Consider the following 20,283-nt stretch of genomic DNA (forward strand, 5'->3'; position numbering starts at 1 on the left):
CTCCTGGTCGGCGCTGCCGGCGACCGACGCTGGTCTACCGCGGCAGCGGCACCTGCGGGATGTACGTCGTCGGCGGTGCGGACGCCACCGGCGGCCAGGTTACCGGCGTCCAGCAGCCGCCCGGGTACGGCGACTGCGCCGTTTCGGGCGTGGCCGGCTGGCTGTCGGCACCGCACTCCGTCACCGTCGCGCCGGGCGTCACGGTGCAGGTACCGGTCACCCTGGACGCGGCCGAGGCAGGCCCGGCCGGCACCTGCACCAGCGGGCTGACCGCCGTCACCGACTCGCCGCACGCCGTCCCGGCGCCGGCCGCGACGATGAGGGTGACCGGCAGGCACTGACCGCGGACCGGCGCTCGGCCGCCGTACCGGCACCGTCCGACTTGGGCTCCCGGGAATCCACCCAGGAGCCCCGTCGGCACCCCCGTCGGGCCTCGTTGGGTCGGCGACGCCACGGCATTGAACCGCGCTACCGCGGTGGGCAAGCCCCCCGTGCCGGCCCTGAACGCCTGCGCGGCATGTGCGAATGTGACGAGGGCTCAGCCGATCGGCGGTGAATTGAGATAAGTGAATTTCCACACCTGGTTCCAGCGGTTCCATTCCGTGCCCGTTGTGATGCAGTTCCATGTCTGCAGGATCGCCTGCTCACCTGGCTGCCCGGTGGAGGAAGCCGCGTCCAGGCAACGGCCGGTCGAGTGATTCCTGATGATCATGTACGTGATGGGAAAGCACATGCACGGTTCCTGCGGCGGAGTGATCTGCTGGGTGTACCACTCGGACGGTGAGTATCCGGCATCGCAGTAGGGGTCCTGGACGACCGGCGTCCCGTTCTGGGTGCCGCCGCCGAGCGTCAGACACTGACCGGAGTGGCGTGCCTTGATGCGGAAGTACCCGTTCCCGCTGTCGAGCAGTTCGAACTCCTGCGACCAACTGGTGTTGTCAGGCCAGAGAAAGACCCCCTGACCTGGGCTGGTGGAGGCCCACATGACGTCGGCGCGCAGCCCGGTGGACTGATTCACGATCTCCACGAGAGGGGCGGACGCTGCCATCTTCGCGGGGGTGACGCCGGTGAACGGGGCGACCGCCGAGGACGAGGCGTCGTCCCCCTGGGCGGCGGCCGACGGGGCGACCACGAAGCCCGCCAGCACGGCCATCGCCGCGATCAGCGTCGACTTTCTCAGCTTTCTCTTCCGTATGAGCTGCAACCCGTTTCCTTTCTTCGGCGCACGCCGTATTCGCGTCCGCGAAATGCGACGGCGAACAGATGAAATCGGAGCAGTGCCGGATCTGAGCTGGTTGCAGGACAGATCGTTAATAGGCTGCGGGCGCCTCATGTGTCCCTCCCCGGCCGAATTCAAATCCTGGCCGGAATGAGGCTGGAGAACAAGCGCCCAGTTTCGCCACTGCCGCATGCGCAAGAAAGCGCACGCACACTACGCCGCGGCGGCAGGCGACCGGGTCCCGCCGCCGGGCTGCCGTCCGCAGGCGGCCCGGCCTTCGAGGAGGGCGTCACGCGTGTCTTCGCCCTGCGTGAGCACACTCGGTCCTGGCGTCGGCGGTCACGCCCGGTCCTCGGCTGCGGGCCGCCCCGTGCGGCTCACCCGGTCCGGGTCAACTTCGTTCCGATCGACGGTTCCCGCAGCTCCGACTGGAGCGCCACCGGCACCCGCCGCGCGCCCGCGTCGCCGCTCAGAGCCAGCTCACCGACCACCGTCCCGGCCGGCGCCCCGTGGACGAGATCCCTGCCCCCCTTGCGGAGCGTGAGGGTCAGCTTCTGCCCCGGCACCCCGGCCGCCTCCAGGTCTCGCGTCGCCACCACCGGCGTACGTCCGCCGAGACCGTCGTCGACGTGTCCGACGACCTGGCCCTCGCGCACCACGGTCGCCGAGGTGAGCGCCTCCCGGACGGCCGCGATGACTTTTCTGCTGTTGTCCTGAACCAACACAAGGCTGTTCGCGCCGTTGGGGTCCGCACCCGTGACGTGCTGGTCCAGCATCGTGCCCAGGATCAGCCGGTCCTCGCCGCCCACGGACTTGGACGCCGCCCAGGACAGCGTGCCGCCCGCCGCGGTGTTGGAGCCGGTCTTGATGCCCAGGACGCCCAGACCGGCCAGGAGCAGCCGTTCGTTGTTGTTGGTGATCCGCCCGACCCCGGGGATGTCGGCGCCGGCCAGAGCGACGACAGCGCGGAAGGCGTCGGACCTCATGACCGCCTCGGCAAGTCCGAGCTGGTCGACGGCGGTGCTGACGGTTCCCTTGTCCAGACCACTGGGATCGGTGTACGTGGTGTTCTTCATGCCGAGCGACCTGGCGGCCTCGTTCATCTTCCGGACGAACGCGGTCTCGTCCCGGGCGCCCGTGTCCCACCGGGCGAGCAACCGGGCCACGTTGTTGCCCGACGGGATCATCAGCATCCGCAGCATGTCCCGGAGACTGAACGTCTCGCCGACCCGCAGCCCCTCGATGCGCGACTCGTCCTTGGCCCTGCCGTCCTCCACCGCCTGGGCGTCGACGGTGACACGGGGGCCTGACTCGTCCTTCTTGAGCGGGTGCCCGCGGAGAATCACGTAGGCCGTCATGACCTTGGCGACGCTCGCCGTCGGCACCGGCTTCTGCTTCCCGAACGTACCGATGGTCCCCGAGCCCTCGACCATGACCGCGGCCTGTCCCTTCGCGGGCCACGGAACGGTGAAGGGGGCCCCGCCGACGGTGAAGGCCGGCATCCCCGCGCCGAGGGCGAGGACCGGCCGGGGCAGCGGACGGACCAACTGGACGACGACGAGGACGACCAGCACGAGCAGTGCCACCAGCGGCGTCCAGATCGTGAGCCCGCGACGGAGCGCACGTGCCGGGGGCGGTGGTGCCTGCGGGGTGTCGGTGGGGTGTGCGCGCGGGTCGAGTGGGTCGAGCGGCGCGACGGCGGGTTTCGTGTCCTGCGCGGTGGGGGTGTGCTGCGGGCTGTGGGCGTCCTGTTCGGCTGCCGGGGGAGCGGGCGGTTCGACACGTGCGAGGCCGTCGGCCCCGGTCGCCGTCGTCCCGGCGGCTTCGGCCCCGTCCTCCGGGGCCCGCAAGGCGACCGGCCCCGTGTTCTCGGCCGACTCCGAGGCAGCGGCTTCTCCACCGGCCAGTTCTCCGGCCTCTCCGGTTTCTGCGGCTGCTTCGGCCCTTGTGGCTTCTCCGGGGGCGTCGTCGGAGGGTTCCTCGGTGCTCTCGGCCGGGGCCGGGTCGTCGCTGTCGTCCGTTCGGTGTGCCGGCGTGTCGGCGGTGTCGGTGGTGTTGTCCGCCCGTTCGGGCTCGCCCGGCCCGTCCGTCTCCTCGGGCGGCTCCGGCTTCGACATCTGCTCACCGGACGGCCGCTCCTTGGCCTCGGCGGTCAATTCCGTGCTCGGACCGCGTTCCGCGCGGGAGGTGCCCGCCGACGGGTCGTCCTGGTCGAGGACGCCGGTGTCGGGTGTGCGGTCCGCCATCGATGTCTCCTTCGTACGCTCGCGAGACGTGCCGCCGACCGGACGGGCACGTCAGGCGACCCGACGACGGTGCTGGAGTGGGCGCCGGGCGATCCACGGCCTCCGGAAGTCCGGCCGGTCATCGCCACGCGGCGGTCCCGCCAGCCTAACTGATCACCGTTCGAAATCCGGGACGACAACAGCCGGTGGACGGCTGAAAACTGTCGGCGCGTCAGCACCTGACGCGCCACCCGGCCCGGCCGGGCCGTGCGGTTCCCAGAACGACGCCGATATGGTGGCGCGGACCGCGCGTACGACGTCCAGCGGCATCCGGTCGGTGCTCCAGTGAGCCGCCCCAGCCGCCGGTGCGCCTGTCGGCCGTACGGCCGTCGGGACGGGAACGGCAGGGAGACTCCGCAAGGCCGCGGGTCACCCTTGCCCGGTGGGTGCCCGGCGTGGTCTCGTGGAGGGGTCGTGTGATCGGAGGGGTGACGGGTGGAGTCGTCTGCCGGGCGTACCGGTGAGTTGCTGGCCATCAGCGACCTGCACGTGGGATACCGGGAGAACCGGGCGATCGTGGCGGACCTGCGTCCGGCCTCGGACGAGGACTGGCTGATCGTGGCGGGCGACGTCGCGGAGACGGTGGCCGACGTCCGCTGGGCCCTCCAGACGCTCGCGGACCGGTTCCGGCGGGTGCTGTGGGTCCCGGGCAACCACGAGCTGTGGACGCATCCCAAGGACGAGGTCACGCTGCGCGGAGCGGCGCGGTACGAACACCTGGTCGCGCTGTGCCGGGAACTGGGCGTGACCAGCCCGGAGGACCCGTATCCGGTGTGGGAGGGGCCGGGCGGCCCGGTCGCCGTGGCGCCGCTGTTCCTGCTGTACGACTACTCGTTCCTGCCCGCGGGGTGCGCCACCAAGGAGGAGGGGCTCGCCTACGCGCAGCGCACGGGCATCGTGTGCAACGACGAATACCTGCTGCACCCGGATCCGTACCCCAGCCGCGAGGCGTGGTGCCGCGCGCGGGTGGCCGAGACCGAACGCCGCCTGGCGGACATTCCGGATGGGCTGCCGACGGTCCTCGTCAACCACTGGCCGCTGGACCGGCATCCGACAGAGGTCCTGTGGTACCCGGAGTTCGCCATGTGGTGCGGTACCCGGGCGACTGCCGACTGGCACCGCAGGTTCCGGGTCGAGACGATGGTCTACGGACATCTGCACATCCCGCGGACCACCTGGCTGGACGGTGTGCGCTTCGAAGAGGTGTCCGTGGGCTATCCCCGCGAATGGCGCAAACGACCGGGCTCGCCCGGCACGCTGCGTCGCATTCTCCCGATGGAGGTTGGATCCGGTGATCGAGGAGCTGCTCCCGGACACGGTCGTGACCGTGGACATGCTCGGTGACGACGGGATCGAGGAAGCCCCGCTCTTTCCCGAGGAAGCGGCGCTCATGGCCCGGGCCGTGGCCAAGCGGCGCCGTGAGTTCTCCGCCGTGCGCGCCTGTGCCCGGCAGGCCATGGAGAAGCTGGGTGTGCCCGCGCAGCCGATCGTGAGCGGGGAGCGCGGTGCCCCGCAGTGGCCGGACGGTCTGGTCGGCAGCATGACCCACTGCGACGGCTACTGCGGGGCCGCCCTGGCCCGCGCCACCGACCTGGCCTCCCTCGGCATCGATGCCGAGCCGCACGCCCCGCTGCCGGACGGCATCCTGGAATCCGTGTCCCTCCCGCAGGAGGCCCGACGGCTGCGCGAACTGGCCGCGGTCCGGCCCGGGGTGCACTGGGACCGGCTGCTGTTCAGCGCCAAGGAGTCCGTCTACAAGGCGTGGTTCCCGCTCACCCGGCAGTGGCTGGACTTCAGCGAGGCGGACATCGAGATCCTTCCCGAGCCCGGCGGCGGCCCGTACGGGGGCTTCCGGGCGGCACTCCTCGTCCCCGGACCGCTGGTGAACGGCCGCCGGGTCACCGGCTTCGACGGGCGTTGGGCGGTACGGCGGGGCCTGGTGGCCACGTCGGTGACGGTCCCGCACGCCTGAACGGGCGGGGCCCTTCCGTTACGGGGTTCTTCGGTACGGGGCTTTCCGGTACGGGGCATCTCCGATGCCGGCCTTGCAGCACCGGCCTTTCACCACTGCTCCCTCGGCACGCGCGTGCTGACCGGCTCTCCTACAGCTGTCGGCGCGGGCCGTCCGGTACGGCCGTCGGGTGCGGGCCCGTCGGCGTCCCTCAGCCGGACAGCTCGCCGAGGGCCGGCTGTTTGCGCCGCGTGGTGATCAGCATCGCCCACAGGGAGAAGACCAGGGGTATGGCACCCGAAATGATCACCTGGCCGCGGCTGGAGACCAGGCCGTTGGGCGTGCCCAGCAGATAGCCGAGGCCGATGCAGGTCCGGGACAGTGCCTGGTAGCAGGCCCACGCGCTGCCGTGCACCTCGGCGGGCACATGGGTGTGCACCGCGTTGCGCAGCCCGACGTTGCACACGCCGTTGCCGAAGCCGCCGAGCAGGAACAGCGGGAAGATGACCGCGGCCACCGGGACGACGCCCGCGAACAACAGCCCAAGAGAGATACCGAGCACCCCGCCCAGGATGAGCGCGGTGTGCCGGTTCGCCCAGCCCGCGCGTCCCGCGAGCAGCGCGCCGGGGATGCTGCCCAGCGCCCAGGTCGCCAGGAACAGGCCGAAGACGGTGTCGTTGTCGTCGGCGACGTCACGCAGATAGTAGACACCCGCCACGACCTCGATGCTGGTCGCCAGCATCGCCGCGGCCAGCGTGGGCAGCAGCGTGCCGACGACCGGTGCGCGCCGCAGCGCCTGGTAGCCGTCCGAGAGCTTCCTTGCGGGCCGCCGTTCGAGCGTCACGTCGGCGGACTTGGGGAGGGCCAGCGCGGTACACCAGGCCAGGACGAGGAACGAGACGGCGTCGGCGCCGAGCAGCGCGGCGGTGCCCCAGGCAGAGTGCAGCAGGCCCGCCAGCGCCGGCCCGAGCAGCCCCGCGGCCGACAGGCCCGCGGTGAGCAGGCTGTTGGCCCGGCCGGTGTGCTTCTCCCCGGCCACCACGGGCAGGATCTTGAAACCGGCGGCCACCGATGCCACACCGGCGAGCCCGGCCACGGCGATCAGCGCCACCCGCAGGTGGAAGGCGTCGACGGCGGCGGCCACGCCGAGCGTCAACGCCTGGGCGACCAGAGCCCACAGACACACGGACCGTGCACTGATCCGGTCCACCAGGGACCCGATGAGAGGAGCGGCGGCGACCGTGGGCACGAGGTCGGCGAGGAACACCTCCGTCACGCCCCAGGAGATGTCCTTGTCCGCGGCGTCGAGCACCATGCCCAGGGAGGCGAGCGAGTCGCCGACGCGGGAGAAGAGGGTCCCCACGATCAGGATGAGCACGGGGGCCGGGACCAAGGTCATCCGGCGCAGCGCGGCGAACGACGTCTTCCGCGACTTCTGCGTGTCCAATCGATTCCAATCCGTCCGCTTCTGGGTCACCCGTCGACTGCTTACGAACAGATTAGAACTGTACGTTCGTCGGGAGGGCGTCCACCGGCCAACGGTACGCACCACTGTGCGCGGCCTCGACGGCGGGTTGTTTCGGTGAGCGAGTACCATTTTCCCGGCCATGGGCGGCACTTCGCCGGAAGTCCGTATTCCCTCTCCGGAAATGCGTTGAACGCCGGGCAATGCGTACTCGGCGGTGCGTCGCACCCGGCCCGAACTGGATTGACACAACTTGTCTATACCGTCCAGGTGTTGACCTCGCATTTCGGCTGGATGCCGTAATTGCGGGGGTATGCCCCGGTCAAGACGGTGGTCAGGTGCCCGGCCAGGGTAACGGTGTGTCGCTCACCGCGAGTCTGCCGAATCCTGGCAGTCGAATGTCCGGAAAATGTCGAGCCCTGCCCCGAAGGTACTGATCTGAGCCTGGCCTGCGGGCCGTGGCGCACTCGAATTCCCGCACGACCAGGGCGGATCACGGAAGATCGCGGATGATAGTGGAAGATCGCGGCGGAATGGGACCGAACGGGCCGTCGAGCTAAGTCCGGGAGCTTTTGTCGAATTCATCCGGCGCGTTCATCCGGCGCGGCACTTCACGCCGATCTGGATACGGCTCCGGATAAACGGATGCACTCGCCTTGCCGTTCGCCTCGGGGCCGCGCCGGGACGGGCGGCGGCACGTGCGGCCGTCGCCCGCCCCTCCCTGTCCCGTCAGGGGTACGACACCACCGTGGACGGCGTCGTCGAGGTGCCCGAGGTGGGCGACCCGATGTCGTTGATCACGCGCTCGTACTGGCCGTTGCCGCCCAGCGAGACGACGAGCAGGTTGTGGAACTTCACGCCCGAGGTGTTCGGGGCGGCGAAGCCATGGTGTTGCACTATCGTCGGATCGACGTTGTAGTAGCAGTAACTTCCCAGGCCCCAGCCCTCGTGCGCGGTGACGTTGTCACCCACCCGGTAGGCGGCGAAGCCCTTCACCGAGCCGTTCTGGATCGCCGCCTGGTTGGGGGCGTCGTACGCCTTCTCGTTCTGGAAGAAGATCGTCCGGCCCCGCTGCCCGAACCACTGCACGTCGTACTTGTTGAAGTGCTCCACGAACAGACCGGTGGCCAGCACGTCGTCGCCGTTGATGACGACACCGTAGTCGGCCCGGTTGGTGTCCCAGCCGACGCCGGTGCCGTGGTCGGCACGCCACACCCAGGTGTGGTCGACGATGGTGTGCCGGCTGTTGATCACCATGCTGGTGGTCGCCTTGCCCGCGCCGGCGCCGCCGATGCGGACGAACACGTCCTGCACGGTGATCGGGTTGACCGAGTGGTCCCGGGACGCACCGGTCGGTCCGACCTCCAGCAGAGTGGGGGAGTTGACCGGTCCCGCGTCGATCAGGAAGCCGGCGAGGCGCACCCCGTCCACGTCCGCGACCCGCAGCGCGGTGACCCCGTTGTCGGGCACGATCGTGGCGTAACCCAGGCCCAGGACGACGGTGTTGGCGTTGTCGACCTGGAGGGTCTGGTCCACGTGGTAGATACCCGGCGTGAGCAGCAGGTGCAGGCCCTGCGCGAGCGCCTGGTTGAGGGTGGCCGCGCTGTCGCCCGGTTTGGCGACATAGAACTGGGACAGCGCCAGTGATGTGCCCCGCGGGGTGCCGTTGCCCCAGGTGACGCCGCGGGCGTCGGTGCGCTTCTCCGGCAGGAAGACCCGGTACTCGCTGCCGTTCAGGTACAGGAAGGGCTTCTCGCGGGAGACGGGTGTGGTGTTCAGGGTGGTGTACGGCGGATTGGGGAAGGTCTGCGCCGGGGCGCCCTCCACGCCCGAGAACACCATGTTCCACACACCGTTGAGCCAGCCGCCGATCGCGCTGTCGCGGGTGTACCACTGCTGTTGCGAGTACGGGCCGACCTGGCCGTCGATCCGGCTGTCCGCGATGTAGCCGCCGCTCGCCCAGCCGTAGCCGTTGGGCGACAGGTTGAGGCCGCCGCGCACATGCATGCGGCGGAACGGCGCGGCCTGCGCCACGGCCCAGCGGTTGGTGCCGTTGACCGGTACCACGGCCAGGTTCTCCGCCGAACGCCAGAAGTTCTGCGTGGCGTTGCCGTTGAACCAGCCCGCGTCGACCGTGACGTCGCCGTTGATGGTCGTGTCGTCGGGGGACAGGCCGAGGCCCGCGATGGAGGTGTAGAAGCCGATCTGCGCGTTGAGGCCGTTGTAGGTGCCCGGCTTGAACAGCAGGGCGTACCGGCCGGTGCCGAACTGCGCCGTCTCCTGCTGCCGGAACACGTCGTCCAGCCGGGCCTGGATGCCAGGCGTGGACGGGTCGAACACGATGACGTTGGGGCCGAGGTCGCCGCCGCCGGGCAGATCGAGCGGACGCCCGCCGGACGGTTCGGCGGACGCCGGTGCAGGTGTCGCCGACGCGGTGGCCGACAGGCCCGTGACGGTGGTGGCCACAGCTGCTGCGGCGCCGAGTACGGCTCTGCGGCCCATGGAGGGGGGAGTAGGGGGCATGCGCGGCTCTCCTGGTTCAGGAAGTGAACGGTGTGGGGGTCGGGGAGCGCTCTCTCGCGGTTGGATGTTTCATTGGTGTGAACGATGCGTCAAGGGTCGTGACGAGATTCCGACCGATTTTGCTGATCCACCGTCAATTAGCTTTCCCTGCTTTTGAGAAGTGTGCGCGGAGCATCGTTGATCCTTTGTGCCGGATCCCTTGACACCCTCGTGCCACCGCCTCAACACTCCAGCCGTGGGAGAGCGCTCTCCCCCAGTGTTCCCAAGCTCTCTCCGTATACCCCCACAGACCCCCACCTCCCGTACAGGAGCCTTCCATGGCACCGAGACCGAAGACCGTTTCAGGTGCGCTGATCGCGGGTGCCTTACTGCTGACCTCACTCGGCCTCAGCGGTGTCGCGCGGTCGGCCACGGACACCCCCGACGGCCTGCCGGGACACCTCGCGCACGCGGCACGGACGGCCGCACACGTCATGGCTCCGTCGACCGCGTACTCACCCGAAGACCCCGACGGCGAGGGCTACATCCCGGCGAACCCGCCGGTCACCGGCGTCACCCCGTCCGCCGACACCCCGCCGCACCGCTACTTCCACGAGTTCCAGGCCAACTGTTCGGTCAGCCACACCAAGCCGGACGACCCCATCGTCTATCCGCAGCAGCCCGGCAAGTCCCACGACCACACGTTCATGGGCAACACCACGACCGACGCGAACAGCACGACGGCCTCGCTGGACGCGGGCACCACCACCTGCAAGGCACCCGGCGACCGCTCCGGGTACTGGATGCCCACCCTGTACAACGGCGACCAGCCGGTACTGCCGGTCGGCCCGCAGGTCATCTACTACAAGGCCGGCGTCACCGACTACACCAGCGTCCGCCCCTTCCCCAAGGGGCTGCGGTTCGTCGTGGGCAGCCCCATGCAGAGCGCGGACGAGTTCCGGGCCCATCGCGGCTTCGTCGAGGGCTGGGAGTGCGGGGACAGCTACTTCAACGTCGACTTCCCGGCGAACTGCCCCGACCGCGCCGACGTGCAGCTCAACATCCGTTTCCAGGCGCCCAGCTGCTGGGACGCACAGTACCTGGACACCCCCGACCACAAGAGCCACATGGCCTATCCGGTGGTCAAGCCGGGCACCAACGACAACGTATGCCCCGCCGACCACCCGGTCGCCCTGCCGATGGTCGAGTTCAAGATGGCGTTCCCGGTCAACGGGGACCTCTCCCAGGTGAGACTGTCCAGCGGACGGGGCTACTCCTTCCACTACGACTTCTTCAACGCCTGGGACGACGCCACCCTCAAGGCGCTCGTCGACCACTGTGTCGTCGGCGGGCTGCAGTGCGACGCGCGCGGCTACGACGAGACACACCCCGAGGCGGGCGCCGCCCTCGACGAGAACTATGAGCTTCCCTGAGCCGTCACGACGCTCGACAACAACTATCAGCTTCCCTGAGTCGTCGCGGCGCTCGACGAGAACCATGAGCTTCCTGAGCCCTCGCGGCACTCCCTCGAAACGTCACCCGCAGTGTTCCGCGTCCACCGGAGCGACCACATGACCCCGTTACCCCGTACCCACGCGCGCCGGCTGGCGGCGCCCCTCACCGCCGGCATCCTGGCCGTCGGCGCCCTCACCGCCCTGCCCGCGGCCCAGGCACACGCCGCAGGAAGCGTCGTCCGGGTCACCGGGGGCCAGGGCGCCTGGCAGTTGACCGTCGACGGACGGCCGTACCAGGTCAAGGGCCTCACCTGGGGCCCGGCCACCGCCGACGCCGAGGGTTACCTGCCCGACCTCGCCTCCATGGGTGTCAACACCGTCCGCACCTGGGGCACCGACGCCACCAGCAAACCACTGCTCGACTCCGCGGCCGCCCACGGCATCAAGGTCATCGCGGGCTTCTGGCTCCAGCCCGGTGGCGGCCCCGGCAGCGGCGGCTGTGTCAACTACGTCACCGACACCGCCTACAAGACCCAGATGCTCGACGAGTTCCCCAAGTGGGTGCAGACCTACAAGGACCACCCCGGCGTCCTCATGTGGAACGTCGGCAACGAGTCGGTGCTCGGCCTCCAGAACTGCTACAGCGGCGACGAACTGGAGCGCCAGCGCGACGCGTACACGACCTTCGTCAACGATGTCGCGAAGAAGATCCACGGAATCGACCCGAACCACCCGGTCACCTCCACCGACGCCTGGACCGGCGCCTGGCCCTACTACAAGAGGAACGCCCCCGACCTCGACCTGTACGCCGTCAACGCCTACAACGCGGTCTGCGACATCAGATCCACGTGGGAGCAAGGGGGCTACAGCAAGCCGTACATCGTCACCGAGACCGGACCCGCGGGCGAGTGGGAGGTGCCGGACGACGCCAACGGCGTGCCCCTGGAGCCCGCCGACCAGGCCAAGGCTGACGGGTACACCCGTGCCTGGAACTGCGTCACCGGGCACCAGGGCGTCGCGCTCGGCGCCACCATGTTCCACTACGGCACCGAGTACGACTTCGGCGGCATCTGGTTCAACCTGCTGCCCGCGGGCCAGAAGCGGCTGTCGTACTACGCCGTGAAGCGGGCCTACGGCGGTGACACCACGCACGACAACACCCCGCCGGTCGTCTCCGGCCTGACCGTGGAGGGCGACGCGGGCGCGGTGCCGGCGGGCCGTGACCTGACCCTCGCGGTCCGGGCCGCCGACCCGGACGGCGACCCCGTCACCTACGAGGTCCTCGACAACAGCATGTACATCGACCAGAGCAAGAACCTCGCCCCGCTGCCCTTCACCGACTTCGGCGGCGGCCGGCTTCGGACCACCGCACCCGACCGCCCCGGTGTCTGGAAGATCTATGTGAAGGTGACGGACGGCCACGGCAACGTCGGCGTCGAGACCCGCTCGATCAAGGTCGTGCCGCCCCCGGTGGACGGCACCGACGTGGCCCTGCGCAAACCCGCCACCGCCTCCTCGTACCAGGGGAGTTACGGCGACTGCCCGTGCACGCCCGCCAACGCCGTCGACGGCGACCCGGCGACCCGTTGGGCCAGCGACTGGAGCGATCCCCAGTGGATCCAGGTCGACCTCGGCAGCCGCACCTCGTTCCGGCACGTCCAACTGGTCTGGGAGGCCTCCTACGCCAAGGCGTACGCCGTCCAGACCTCCGACGACGGGCAGAACTGGCAGACGGTGCGCGCGGTGACCGACGGCAACGGCGGCGTCGCCGACCTCGACGTCACCGGCACCGGACGCTACGTCCGCGTCAACGGCACGCAACGCGGCACCGGCTGGGGCTACTCGCTGTACCAGTTCGGCGTCTACAACTGACCGCGCGCGACGACCGGGGGTGAGGATGACCGACGAGGAGGAACTCGACCGGCTGGCCCGCAAGCTGACCCTGCCTGCCAAGATCCGGCTGCTGACCGGCGCCACCACCTGGCGCACCGCCGCCGAACCCGCCATCGGGCTGCGCGAACTGGTGCTGTCCGACGGCCCGGCGGGGGTGCGCGGCCAGACCTGGGACGAGCGGCACACGGCGGTGCTGCTGCCCTCGGCCACCGCGCTCGCCGCCACCTGGGACGAACGGCTGGTCGAGGAACTCGGCGGCCTCCTCGCCTCCGAGGCGCGGCGCAAGGCGGTGGACGTGGTCCTCGCCCCCAACCTCAACCTGCACCGCAGCCCCCTCGCGGGCCGCCACTTCGAGTGCTTCTCCGAGGACCCGGAGCTGACCGGCCGCATTGGCGCGGCCCTGGTCCGGGGCATCCAGGCGCACGAAGTGGCGGCCACCGCCAAGCACTACGTGGCCAACGACTCGGAGACCGACCGGCTGAGCGTCGACGTACGCGTCGGTGAGCGGGCCCTGCGGGAGGTCGGCCTCGCGCCCTTCGAGGCCGTCGTGGCGGCCGGCGTCCGGCTGGTCATGGCCGGATACAACCGGCTCGACGGCACCAGCATGACCGCTCATCCGCTGCTGGCCGACCCCCTGAAGACCACGTGGGGCTTCGACGGCGTCGTCGTCTCCGACTGGGGAGCGGCCCGCGGCACACGGGACACCGCGCGCTCGGGGCTCGACCTGGTCATGCCCGGCCCCGGGGGACCGTGGGGGCAGGCGCTGGCCCGGGCGGTGGAGGACGGGCGGGTCCCGGAGTCCGCCGTCGACGACAAGGTACGCCGGCTGCTGCGGCTGGCCGCCCGGTGCGGCGCCCTCGGAGAGCGCCGCCCGGCCCCGCCGCCGCTGCGCTCGCCCCGGACCCGGGCGCTGGCGCGTCGGGCCGTAGCCGCGGGTGCCGTGTTGCTGGCCAACCGGGACGTGCTGCCGCTCGATCCCGGGCGGCTCGCGACGCTGGCCGTCATCGGCGAGCACGCCGCCCGTACCCGGTTCCAGGGCGGTGGCAGCGCGGGTGTCTTCCCGCAGGACGAGGTCTCGGTCCTCGACGGGATCAGGGCCGGACTGCGCGGGCGCGGCCGGGTCGTGCACGTCCCCGGGCCCGTGTCCGGGGGGCCGCCCGCCCCGCTGGACATGACCCTGTGCACCGATCCGCGGTCCGGGGTGCCCGGCGTGCTGCTGCGCGTACTCGACCCGGACGGGCGCGAGCTGTCCGCCGAACGCCGGGAGAGCGGGCGGCAGTTGGAGCCGCCCCTGATCCCCGGGGGGCACACCGTGGAGATCAGCGCGCGGCTGCATCCGCGGGTTTCCGGGCGCTGGACGCTCGGCATCGCCGGCTTCGGCCGGCTCGGTCTCCGCCTCGACGGCCGCACCCTGCTGGACGACACCGTCGTCAAGGACACCGACGACCCCGCGCTCGTCCATGTCCGCCCGCCGGCCCGACAGGTCACCGCCGAACTGGCCGCGGGCAGCGCACCGCACCTGGTGGCACGCCGGGAACTCGCCCCCGGCACCGGCCGGGCCACCGTCGTCGGCGCGGCGCCGCCCGCCCCGGACCCCGCGGTCGCGCTCGCCGACGCGGCCCGCGCGGCCCGCGCCGCCGACGCGGCCGTCGTGGTCGTCGGCACCACCGAGCACGACGAGTACGAGGGCCACGACCGGACCTCGCTCGCCCTGCCCCCGGGGCAGGACGCCCTCGTCCGCGCCGTCGCCCGGGCCAACCCGCGGACGGTGGCCGTCGTCAACAGCGGCGGTCCCGTCGAACTGCCCTGGCGGGACGAGGTCGGCGCGCTGCTGCTGGCCTGGTTCCCCGGGCAGGAGGCGGGCGGCGGACTGGCCGACGTGCTGCTGGGCCGGGCCGAGCCCGGCGGACGGCTCCCCACCACCTGGCCGGCCGCTCTCGCGGACGCCCCCGTCACCCGGACCCAGCCGGTCGCCGGTCGCCTCGCCTACACCGAGGGCCTGCACGTCGGATACCGCGGCTGGCTGCGGCTGCACCGCACCCCGGCCTACTGGTTCGGGCACGGGCTGGGATACACCAGCTGGTCGTACGAGGAGGTCACCGGGCCCGCCGGGGTCCGCGCGGGCGACGCGTTCACCGTGCGGGTCCGGGTGCGCAACACCGGGGCGCGGGCGGGCCGCGAGGTCGTCCAGGTGTATCTGGCCCGGCCGGGGGCGGCGGTGGAGTACCCGGAGCGGTGGCTCGCCGGCTACGCGGCGGTGCGGGCCCGGCCCGGCGAGAGCGTGACCGCCGCGGTGCGGATCGCCGCGCGCGGGCTGCGGCACTGGTCGGTCGAGGCGGGCGGGTGGCGGACCGAGCCGGGTCCGTGCCGGGTGCTGGCGGGCCGCTCCGCGGGCGACCTGCCCCTGGCCCTTGAGGTGGTGATACGGGACCGGGAATGAGGGCCGGCGGGGCCTGGAGAGCGCTCTATGCCCTGGTGGCGCCGGGCCGTTAGGGTGCGGGCATGAACACTAGGGCCCCGACGCTGGAGGACGTGGCCCGGGAGGCCGGCGTCTCCCGGGCGACCGTGTCCCGCGTCGTCAACGGTGTGCGCAACGTGGATCCCGCGATCCAGGAGGTGGTCCGCCGGGCCATCGAGCGGACCGGGTACGCGCCCAACCGGGCCGCCCGCTCGCTGGTGACCCGTCGCGCGGAGACCGTCGCGCTGGTGGTGTCCGGTGCCGGTGACGCCTCGGACGCCACCCAGAACGACTTCGCCGCACGGGTGTTCGCGGACCCCTTCTTCGGACGGGTGGCCGGCGGGGTCGTGGGCTTCCTGCGTCCGCGTTCCATGCATCCGGTGCTGATGTTCGCGGAGTCGGCCGAGGCCCGGCAGGAGGTGCTGACGTATCTGCGGCAGGGGCGGGCCGACGGCGCGCTCGTGGTGTCCACCCATGCCGACGATCCGCTGCCCGCGCTGCTCGCCGAGGCCGGGCTGCCGGCCGTGCTGTTCGCCCGGCCCCCGCGGCCGGTGCCGCTCAGCCATGTGGACCTCGCCCACCGGGACGGCGGACGGCTGGCCGCCGAGCATCTGCTCGCCCGCGGCTGCCGCGAACTGGCCACGATATCCGGCCCGTTGGCGGTGACCGCGAGCCAGGAGCGGCTGGCCGGCTTCCGGGACGCACTGGCCCGGCACGGCCATCCGCACGTGCCGGTCGCCGAAGGCGGCTTCACCCTGGACAGCGGAGTGGTGGCGATGTCCAGCCTGCTGGCCGAACACCCCGGTGTCGACGGGGTGTTCGCCGCCAACGACCTCATGGCGCAGGGTGCCTGCCAGGTGCTGCGCGAGCGGGGGCGCCGGGTCCCCGAGGACGTGGCGGTGGTCGGCTTCGACGACTCCAGTGTCGCGGTCACCTGCCGTCCCCGGCTCACCACCGTCCGCCAGCCCGTCGAGGACATGGCGGCGGCGATGGCCCGGCTGCTCGACGAACACGTCCGCGGCGTCCGCACCGAGGTGACGTCGGTCGTGTTCGAACCCGAGCTGGTGGTACGCCAGTCGGCGTGAGGCCCGACCGGGGACGACGACGGTCCCACGCTCGGCTCACTCGGCGGCGGGGCGGTCCGGGCGGGTCCGCTCAGGGCCGGGGCAGGTGCGCCGGAGCCGGGGGAGCGGCGTTCACGCCAGCCGTCCGTCCAGAGCCGTGCGCCAGGCCGGTGGCGGCGGACGGGGCGGTACGGCCGGGGTGCGACGGCCGCCGCGGGAGAGGAAGGCCGCGAGCGGAGGCGTGGCCGCGCCGACCGTCACCGCGTCCGGGCCGAGGCTGCCCAGCTCGATGCGGACGCGCGCGGCGGGACGGGCCGGCGCCGTGGCGAACAGCCCGACCCGTACCCGGTTCTCCCCGACATCGACCCCGGTCAGCTGCCCGCTGCCGGGCACGACGCGCAGCAGGGTGGGCGGCCGGCCGCCGTCGGAGCCCACGCTCCCGGCCTTCTCCAGCAGCCCGTCGGCGATCAGTTCGGCCACCACGGTGCTGATGGAGCCCGAACTCAGCCCGGTCGCCGGCCCGAGCGCCTGCCTGCTCGTGGGGCCGTCGAAATACAACCGTTGCAGAACGGCGGCCCGGCTCTCCCGCCGCAGGTCACGCACCGTACGACCGCCCCGCACCGCCACCTGGTCTCCTCGCTGTGTGGTCCGTCCGGTCAGATACCTGTGCCCGGTCTCTTGACGACCGTTTCTCTTGAGGTTTAACTCACGTCCTAAATTAAGCCATGAGGGGCTTCGGGAGTCGAACGGGGTGTCGCCTTCCCGCGGGCCGTCCTCAGGCTCACGACTCCCGGAAAGGGACACCAGGAGCCATGCGCAGCATCCGAGCCGCGGCCGTAGGCGCCGTCACCATGTCACTCGCCCTGGCCGCCTCGGCTTGCGGAGGCGGTTCGTCCAGCGGCGGGTCCGACGACTCACCGAAGACGCTCACCTACTGGGCCTCCAACCAGGGCGCCAGCGTCGCGATCGACAAGCAGGTCCTCCAGCCCGAACTCGACAAGTTCGAGAAGCAGTCCGGGATCAAGGTGAAGCTGGAGGTCGTGCCCTGGTCGGACCTGCTCAACCGGATCCTCACCGCGACCACCTCGGGCCAGGGCCCGGACGTCCTCAACATCGGCAACACCTGGAGCGCCTCGCTCCAGGCCACCGGCGCGCTGCTGCCCTGGGACACGAAGAACTTCGGCAGGATCGGCGGCAAGGACCGCTTCGTCGACTCGGCGCTCGGCTCCACCGGAGCGGACGGCAAGGACCCGGCCGCGGTGCCGCTGTACTCGATGGCGTACGCGCTCTACTACAACAAGGAGATCTTCGCCGAGGCCGGCATCGACAAGCCGCCGGCCACCTGGGACGAGCTGATCGCCGACGGCAGGAAGATCCAGGCGAAGGGCAAGTCGGTCCTCGGCGCCGAGGGCGCGAACGTCTCCGAGAACATCCACCACGTCTTCGTCTTCGCCAAGCAGCACGGCGCCGACTTCTTCACCGCCGACGGCAAGCCCGACTTCACCAACGACAAGATCGTCGCCGCGGTGCAGCAGTACGTCGACCTGATGGCCAAGGACAAGGTCATCCCGACCGGTGACGCCGAGTACGCGCAGAACCAGTCCGTGAGCGACTTCGCCAAGGGCAAGCAGGCGATGCTGCTGTGGCAGTCGGCCGCCGCCAACCTCAAGTCCCAGGGCATGAGCGAGGACAAGTACGGCATAGCCCCCGTGCCCGTGCAGTCCGGCGCCCCCGGCACCGGTACCCAGATCAACTCGATGGTCGCCGGCATCAACATCGCCGTCTTCAAGAACAGCCACAACATCGACGGCGCGACCGACTTCGTGAAGTTCATGACCAGCGACGAGGAACAGACGATCCTCAACAAGGCGTACTCCTCCATCCCGCCGGTCAGGAACGCGCAGGGCGACGCCGCCTTCAACACCCCGTCGAACTCCGTGCTGAAGGACACCCTCGCCAAGAGCGCCGCCGCGCTGCCCCAGGTCGCGTCCGAGTCGCAGTTCGAGACGGCGGTCGGCACGGCCGTCAAGGAGCTGTTCGCGTACGCCGCGGGCGGTCGCGCGGTCACCGCCGACTCGGTGAAGGCCGCACTCGAAAAGGCCCAGCAGCAGATGCCGGCGGCCTGAGCACGATGACCGCCGCCACCGTCCCGACGGAGACAGACGGGCGGACCGTGCGCAAGGGCCCTCCCGGGGCGGTGCGCCGCCCGCACCGCCCCGGGCGGATCCGCCGCATCGGACTGCCGTACCTGCTGCTCCTGCCCGCGCTGCTGCTCGAACTCCTGGTCCACCTGGTGCCGATGGTCATCGGCGTCGTGATGAGCTTCAAGGAGCTGACCCAGTTCTACATCCGGGACTGGAGCACCGCCCCCTGGTCCGGTCTCGGCAACTACCGGCTGTCGGTGGACTTCGACGCCCCCGTCGGCAAGGCGCTGCTGCACTCCTTCTTCGTCACCGTCGGCTTCACCCTGCTCTCGGTCGCCCTGTGCTGGCTGATCGGCACCGCCGCCGCGGTCTACATGCAGGACGCCTTCCGCGGCCGGGGGCTGCTGCGGGCGCTGTTCCTGGTGCCGTACGCGCTGCCCGTGTACGCCGCCGTCATCACCTGGGTGTTCATGTTCCAGCACGACAACGGGCTGGTGAACCACGTCCTGCACGACCAACTGCACCTCACCGACGAGCCGTCCTTCTGGCTCATCGGCGACAACAGCTTCTACGCCCTGCTGACCGTCTCGGTGTGGAAGGGCTGGCCGTTCGCCTTCCTCATCGTCATGGCCGGACTGCAGAACATCCCCAAGGATCTGTACGAGGCCGCCGCGCTGGACGGCGCCGGGATGTGGCAGCAGATCCGCCGCATCACCCTGCCGTCGCTGCGCCCGGTCAACCAGGTGCTGGTCCTGGTGCTGTTCCTGTGGACGTTCAACGACTTCAACACGCCGTACGTGCTGTTCGGCAAGGCGGCGCCGCAGGCCGCGGATCTCATCTCGGTCCACATCTACCAGGCGTCTTTCGTCACCTGGAACTTCGGCACCGGCTCCGCGATGTCCGTCCTGCTGCTGCTGTTCCTGCTCGTCGTGACGGGCGTGTACCTCCTGCTCACCTCGCGCGGACGGAGGGCCGCCGATGTCTAGCCCCAGCTCGCCGATGGCCCCGCCGCGCTCGTTCCTGTGGTCGCGGCGGATCTTCCTCACCCTGCTCACCGGCTTCGTCCTGGTGCCGGTGTACGTCATGGTCTCCAGCTCGCTGAAGCCGCTGGCCGACGTCACCGGTAAGTTCCGCTGGCTGCCCAGCGGCCTGACGATCCGCCCGTACATCGACATCTGGTCGACGGTGCCGCTCGCGAAGTACTTCGTGAACTCGCTGGTCGTGGCGGGCTCGGCCACCGTCTGCTCGGTGGTGATCGCGGTGTTCGCCGCGTACGCCGTCAGCCGTTACAGCTTCCGCGGCAAGCGGGTGTTCACGGTGACCGTGCTGTCGACCCAGATGTTCCCGGGCATCCTCTTCCTGCTGCCGCTGTTCCTCATCTACGTCAACATCGGCAATGCCACCGGCATCGCCCTGTTCGGCTCGCGCGGCGGGCTGATCCTGACCTACCTGACCTTCTCGCTGCCGTTCTCCATCTGGATGCTCATCGGGTACTTCGACTCGGTGCCGCGCGACCTGGACGAGGCCGCGCTGGTGGACGGCTGCGGACCGCTCGGCGCGCTGCTGCGGGTCGTCGTGCCGGCCGCGATCCCCGGCATCGTCGCGGTCGCGGTGTACGCCTTCATGACGGCCTGGGGCGAGGTGCTGTTCGCCTCGGTGATGACCAACGAGGCCACCCGCACCCTCGCCGTCGGGCTCCAGGGCTACTCGACGCTCAACGACGTGTACTGGAACCAGATCATGGCGGCCTCGCTCGTTGTCAGCGTGCCCGTGGTGGCCGGCTTCCTGTTGCTGCAGCGCTATCTCGTCGCCGGACTCACGGCGGGAGCCGTCAAGTGACACACCCCT

14 protein-coding genes and 1 pseudogene are annotated in these 20,283 nt (G+C 70.8%); 10 read left to right on the plus strand and 5 right to left on the minus strand.

Annotated elements, in window-relative coordinates; genetic code table 11:
• Positions 1–59 precede the first annotated feature (59 nt).
• Positions 60–341 carry a hypothetical protein gene (locus ACFYPJ_RS36540; protein ID WP_389026006.1) on the plus strand — a complete coding sequence of 94 codons (282 nt, stop codon included), beginning with the start codon at positions 60–62 and terminating at the stop codon, positions 339–341.
• A gap of 197 nt (positions 342–538) precedes the next feature.
• On the opposite strand, the gene ACFYPJ_RS36545 is transcribed toward ACFYPJ_RS36540, so the two are convergent.
• Both ACFYPJ_RS36545 and ACFYPJ_RS36550 read right to left on the minus strand, forming a co-directional pair.
• The gene (locus ACFYPJ_RS36545) at positions 539–1,204 is read right to left on the minus strand and encodes an RICIN domain-containing protein (protein ID WP_389026008.1); all 666 of its coding nucleotides are present in this window, start codon (positions 1,202–1,204) and stop codon (positions 539–541) included.
• 392 nt (positions 1,205–1,596) lie between these two features.
• Positions 1,597–3,465, minus strand: a complete 1,869-nt coding sequence (locus ACFYPJ_RS36550) for a serine hydrolase (RefSeq protein WP_389026010.1) — start codon at positions 3,463–3,465, stop codon at positions 1,597–1,599.
• Positions 3,466–3,939: 474 nt separating this feature from the next.
• Here ACFYPJ_RS36550 and ACFYPJ_RS36555 point away from each other — a divergent pair, with 474 nt between their 5' ends.
• Both ACFYPJ_RS36555 and ACFYPJ_RS36560 read left to right on the plus strand, forming a co-directional pair.
• Positions 3,940–4,848: a metallophosphoesterase family protein gene (locus ACFYPJ_RS36555; RefSeq protein WP_389026012.1), complete on the plus strand. Its 909-nt coding sequence runs from the start codon at positions 3,940–3,942 to the stop codon at positions 4,846–4,848.
• Positions 4,796–5,476: a 4'-phosphopantetheinyl transferase gene (locus tag ACFYPJ_RS36560; protein ID WP_389026014.1), complete on the plus strand. Its 681-nt coding sequence runs from the start codon at positions 4,796–4,798 to the stop codon at positions 5,474–5,476. The genes ACFYPJ_RS36555 and ACFYPJ_RS36560 overlap by 53 nt, the downstream gene beginning before the upstream one ends.
• A gap of 190 nt (positions 5,477–5,666) precedes the next feature.
• On the opposite strand, the gene ACFYPJ_RS36565 is transcribed toward ACFYPJ_RS36560, so the two are convergent.
• The gene (locus ACFYPJ_RS36565; protein ID WP_389026016.1) at positions 5,667–6,902 is read right to left on the minus strand and encodes an MFS transporter; all 1,236 of its coding nucleotides are present in this window, start codon (positions 6,900–6,902) and stop codon (positions 5,667–5,669) included.
• Between the two features lie 747 nt (positions 6,903–7,649).
• Positions 7,650–9,443: a coagulation factor 5/8 type domain-containing protein gene (locus ACFYPJ_RS36570; protein WP_389026018.1), complete on the minus strand. Its 1,794-nt coding sequence runs from the start codon at positions 9,441–9,443 to the stop codon at positions 7,650–7,652.
• Positions 9,444–9,760: 317 nt separating this feature from the next.
• Here ACFYPJ_RS36570 and ACFYPJ_RS36575 point away from each other — a divergent pair, with 317 nt between their 5' ends.
• The 4 genes from ACFYPJ_RS36575 (at position 9,761) to ACFYPJ_RS36590 (ending at position 16,312) form a co-directional block, all read left to right on the plus strand.
• Positions 9,761–10,855: a DUF1996 domain-containing protein gene (locus ACFYPJ_RS36575; RefSeq protein WP_389026020.1), complete on the plus strand. Its 1,095-nt coding sequence runs from the start codon at positions 9,761–9,763 to the stop codon at positions 10,853–10,855.
• A 138-nt stretch (positions 10,856–10,993) separates the two neighbouring features.
• Positions 10,994–12,748, plus strand: coding sequence for a discoidin domain-containing protein (locus tag ACFYPJ_RS36580; protein WP_389026022.1), 1,755 nt, complete (start codon positions 10,994–10,996; stop codon positions 12,746–12,748).
• Positions 12,749–12,773: 25 nt separating this feature from the next.
• Positions 12,774–15,209 carry a glycoside hydrolase family 3 C-terminal domain-containing protein gene (locus ACFYPJ_RS36585; protein WP_389026024.1) on the plus strand — a complete coding sequence of 812 codons (2,436 nt, stop codon included), beginning with the start codon at positions 12,774–12,776 and terminating at the stop codon, positions 15,207–15,209.
• Positions 15,210–15,271: 62 nt separating this feature from the next.
• On the plus strand, positions 15,272–16,312 hold the full coding sequence (locus tag ACFYPJ_RS36590; protein ID WP_389026026.1) for a LacI family DNA-binding transcriptional regulator: 1,041 nt from the start codon (positions 15,272–15,274) through the stop codon (positions 16,310–16,312).
• A gap of 306 nt (positions 16,313–16,618) precedes the next feature.
• Here the strand turns inward: ACFYPJ_RS36590 and ACFYPJ_RS36595 are convergent.
• Positions 16,619–16,918: pseudogene (locus ACFYPJ_RS36595) on the minus strand (sugar kinase); the annotation flags it as partial.
• A gap of 185 nt (positions 16,919–17,103) precedes the next feature.
• Between ACFYPJ_RS36595 and ACFYPJ_RS36600 the strand changes: the two are divergent.
• The 3 genes from ACFYPJ_RS36600 to ACFYPJ_RS36610 are packed head-to-tail and all read left to right on the plus strand — an operon-like array spanning position 17,104 to position 20,274.
• On the plus strand, positions 17,104–18,417 hold the full coding sequence (locus ACFYPJ_RS36600; RefSeq protein WP_389026028.1) for an ABC transporter substrate-binding protein: 1,314 nt from the start codon (positions 17,104–17,106) through the stop codon (positions 18,415–18,417).
• Between the two features lie 5 nt (positions 18,418–18,422).
• Positions 18,423–19,421 carry a carbohydrate ABC transporter permease gene (locus ACFYPJ_RS36605; protein ID WP_389026030.1) on the plus strand — a complete coding sequence of 333 codons (999 nt, stop codon included), beginning with the start codon at positions 18,423–18,425 and terminating at the stop codon, positions 19,419–19,421.
• A complete protein-coding gene (locus tag ACFYPJ_RS36610) occupies positions 19,414–20,274 on the plus strand; it encodes a carbohydrate ABC transporter permease (protein ID WP_389026032.1) in 861 nt (286 codons plus the stop codon). Before ACFYPJ_RS36605 ends, ACFYPJ_RS36610 begins: the two co-directional genes overlap by 8 nt.
• The last annotated feature ends 9 nt before the right edge of the window (positions 20,275–20,283 follow it).

It is taken from the genome of Streptomyces sp. NPDC006012, from assembly GCF_042871185.1.
In the GTDB taxonomy this organism is placed as follows: Bacteria; Actinomycetota; Actinomycetes; order Streptomycetales; family Streptomycetaceae; genus Streptomyces.

Coding starts and splice junctions, on each gene's coding strand:
- ACFYPJ_RS36540 (WP_389026006.1), top strand. CDS start 60: ATGTACGTCGTCGGCGGTGCGGACGCCACCGGCGGCCAGGTTACCGGC.
- ACFYPJ_RS36550 (WP_389026010.1), bottom strand. CDS start 3,465: ATGGCGGACCGCACACCCGACACCGGCGTCCTCGACCAGGACGACCCG.
- ACFYPJ_RS36570 (WP_389026018.1), bottom strand. CDS start 9,443: ATGCCCCCTACTCCCCCCTCCATGGGCCGCAGAGCCGTACTCGGCGCC.
- ACFYPJ_RS36575 (WP_389026020.1), top strand. CDS start 9,761: ATGGCACCGAGACCGAAGACCGTTTCAGGTGCGCTGATCGCGGGTGCC.
- ACFYPJ_RS36580 (WP_389026022.1), top strand. CDS start 10,994: ATGACCCCGTTACCCCGTACCCACGCGCGCCGGCTGGCGGCGCCCCTC.
- ACFYPJ_RS36585 (WP_389026024.1), top strand. CDS start 12,774: ATGACCGACGAGGAGGAACTCGACCGGCTGGCCCGCAAGCTGACCCTG.
- ACFYPJ_RS36590 (WP_389026026.1), top strand. CDS start 15,272: ATGAACACTAGGGCCCCGACGCTGGAGGACGTGGCCCGGGAGGCCGGC.
- ACFYPJ_RS36600 (WP_389026028.1), top strand. CDS start 17,104: ATGCGCAGCATCCGAGCCGCGGCCGTAGGCGCCGTCACCATGTCACTC.
- ACFYPJ_RS36605 (WP_389026030.1), top strand. CDS start 18,423: ATGACCGCCGCCACCGTCCCGACGGAGACAGACGGGCGGACCGTGCGC.
- ACFYPJ_RS36610 (WP_389026032.1), top strand. CDS start 19,414: ATGTCTAGCCCCAGCTCGCCGATGGCCCCGCCGCGCTCGTTCCTGTGG.